Origin of the sequence: Mesorhizobium sp. M1A.F.Ca.IN.020.06.1.1 (assembly GCF_004023265.1) — a bacterium.
Taxonomy (GTDB): Bacteria; Pseudomonadota; Alphaproteobacteria; order Rhizobiales; family Rhizobiaceae; genus Mesorhizobium.
In genome coordinates this window covers 1-1,778 of the sequence record NZ_RZSR01001112.1, presented here as the reverse complement: position 1 = coordinate 1,778, position 1,778 = coordinate 1, and the positions used below count along the sequence as shown (strand labels likewise).

Genomic DNA, 1,778 nt, shown 5'->3' with positions numbered 1-1,778 from the left:
TGGCGTCGGCGTCGGCATCGTCATCGACGAACTGCACGGGGCGGCCGAGCACGACGCGTTCGACCGGGCCGCCGGCATCCTCTTCCAGCCGCTTCTTCAAATGGCTGATGAATAAGCCGATGATGTCGGTGAAGCCGATCAGGCGCGCCTTGATGCGCGTCTTCTCGTTGGCGAGCGAGCTGCCGAGAACGCTTTTCAGCGAGCGCATCAGCCGGCCCTCCACGCTGTCGGTGTAGTCGGCGATTGCGCGGCGGCCGAAATAGGTGTGGCCGTCCTCGAAGTTGAAGAAGACGGCGCTCGGCAAGGTGGGCTGTTCGCCCTCCAGTGCTACCAGTTGCGCCCGGCCGTGGCGGATCACGCCCACTGTGGAATTGGACGTGCCGAAATCGATGCCGCCGAATGCTGGATGCATAGCAGCCTCCTGTCATTGGTTTCGTCGCAGCGCATCGCCGGCGTCGAAAAACGCGCCGTCACCCGGTCGCCGGACCGCTCTGCCGAATTGAATGTGTGCTTGTCCCCGAGTTGGGAGGCGGCGACTTATCCCAAATCCGGGAACAGGGGAACCCTCATTCGCGCGAAAAACGTCAATCCTTGCGGAAAACGATGCGTCCGAGCCAGCCGGTGAGCATGGCAAGGGACACGGCGAACACGCCGTAGAGGAAGGAATAGTCGTGCGCGACGCGGAAGATCGACTGTTCGAAACCGGACTTGCGGATTTCGAGCTGGGCCGAGCTCTCCTTCACGAACATGCCGCTCTTGAACAGGAAGGCGCGTGCCTTATGGGTGCCGACCGGGATGTTGGGCGCGAGCCGGACGGTGGCGCGGAACAGGTTCTGCGACAGGAACTGGACGCCCCCGACATTCTCGCTGTAAAGGCCGGTCGCCGTCTTGCGCTCGCGAAGTGCCGAGGTGAATTCCTCGATCGTGATCGGGCTGTCGCTGGGCTCGGCCGGTTGCATGTAGAGGTTCGAAGCGCCGAGCGACAGCTGCTTGTAGCTGTTCGGCTCGGTGATGTCCTGCAGCGGGCGGGTCGTCGCCACCGAGTAGGATACCGGCACGTTCTCGAAAGTCTCCGATTCCAGATTGATCCAGACGCCGAGCACCCTGTCCTTGCGGCGCACGACGACGGGGCGGGCGGGACCCTCCAGCACGACGATGACATCGTAGCGTCCCTGGCGCGCGATCAGCGGATCGGGATTTTCGAGCGAGCCGAAAATGGTGAGGTCAGCGCCGGAAAACCCGGCGGTAATCGAAATGGCGTCGGTCGACAGGCCGATCTGGATGCTTTCCGTCGCCGGCGTCTGTGCCGCCGCCGGCAGTGCTGCGGCAGCGAGCGACAGGATGGCGGCTGCGAACGCTCTCAACGGCCCCATCAGGTCAGGCCCGCGAGCGAATAGCGATTGGGAGGCGTCACGAAGAGGTCGATGGCCAGACGGATGGCGACGGCCAGAACCAACAGCGCCAGAAGCGCCCGCAACTGCTCGCCCCGCAGCCGCTGGCCCGCCTTGGCGCCATATTGCGCGCCGGCAACGCCGCCCGCCATCAGCAGGAAGGCCAGGATCACGTCGACCGTCTGGTTCGTCGTGGCATGCACCAGCGTGGTGTAGGCCGAGGTGAAGATGATCTGGAACAGCGAGGTGCCGATAACGACGTTGGTCGGCACCTTGAGCAGGTAGATCAGCGCCGGCACCATGATGAAGCCGCCGCCGACGCCCATGATCGACGACAGGAAGCCGATTGCCGCGCCGAGGCCGAGCACCGGGATGATACTGACGAAC

Annotated in this window: 3 protein-coding genes; all 3 read right to left on the bottom strand. The window is 64.2% G+C overall.

The window, feature by feature from the left end; all coding sequences use genetic code 11:
- The coding region (locus EOA60_RS31500; RefSeq protein WP_164899713.1) for an Hsp70 family protein at positions 1–412 on the bottom strand (412 nt) is incomplete at its 3' end.
- A 172-nt stretch (positions 413–584) separates the two neighbouring features.
- The gene (locus EOA60_RS31495) at positions 585–1,373 is read right to left on the bottom strand and encodes a TIGR02186 family protein (protein ID WP_067322676.1); all 789 of its coding nucleotides are present in this window, start codon (positions 1,371–1,373) and stop codon (positions 585–587) included.
- A partial coding sequence (locus tag EOA60_RS31490) for a sulfite exporter TauE/SafE family protein (protein WP_164899712.1) occupies positions 1,373–1,778 on the bottom strand: 406 nt, incomplete at its 5' end. The genes EOA60_RS31490 and EOA60_RS31495, both read right to left, overlap by 1 nt.

Excerpts from the sequence above, each read along its gene's own strand:
- EOA60_RS31495 (WP_067322676.1), bottom strand. The coding sequence starts at position 1,373 with ATGGGGCCGTTGAGAGCGTTCGCAGCCGCCATCCTGTCGCTCGCTGCC.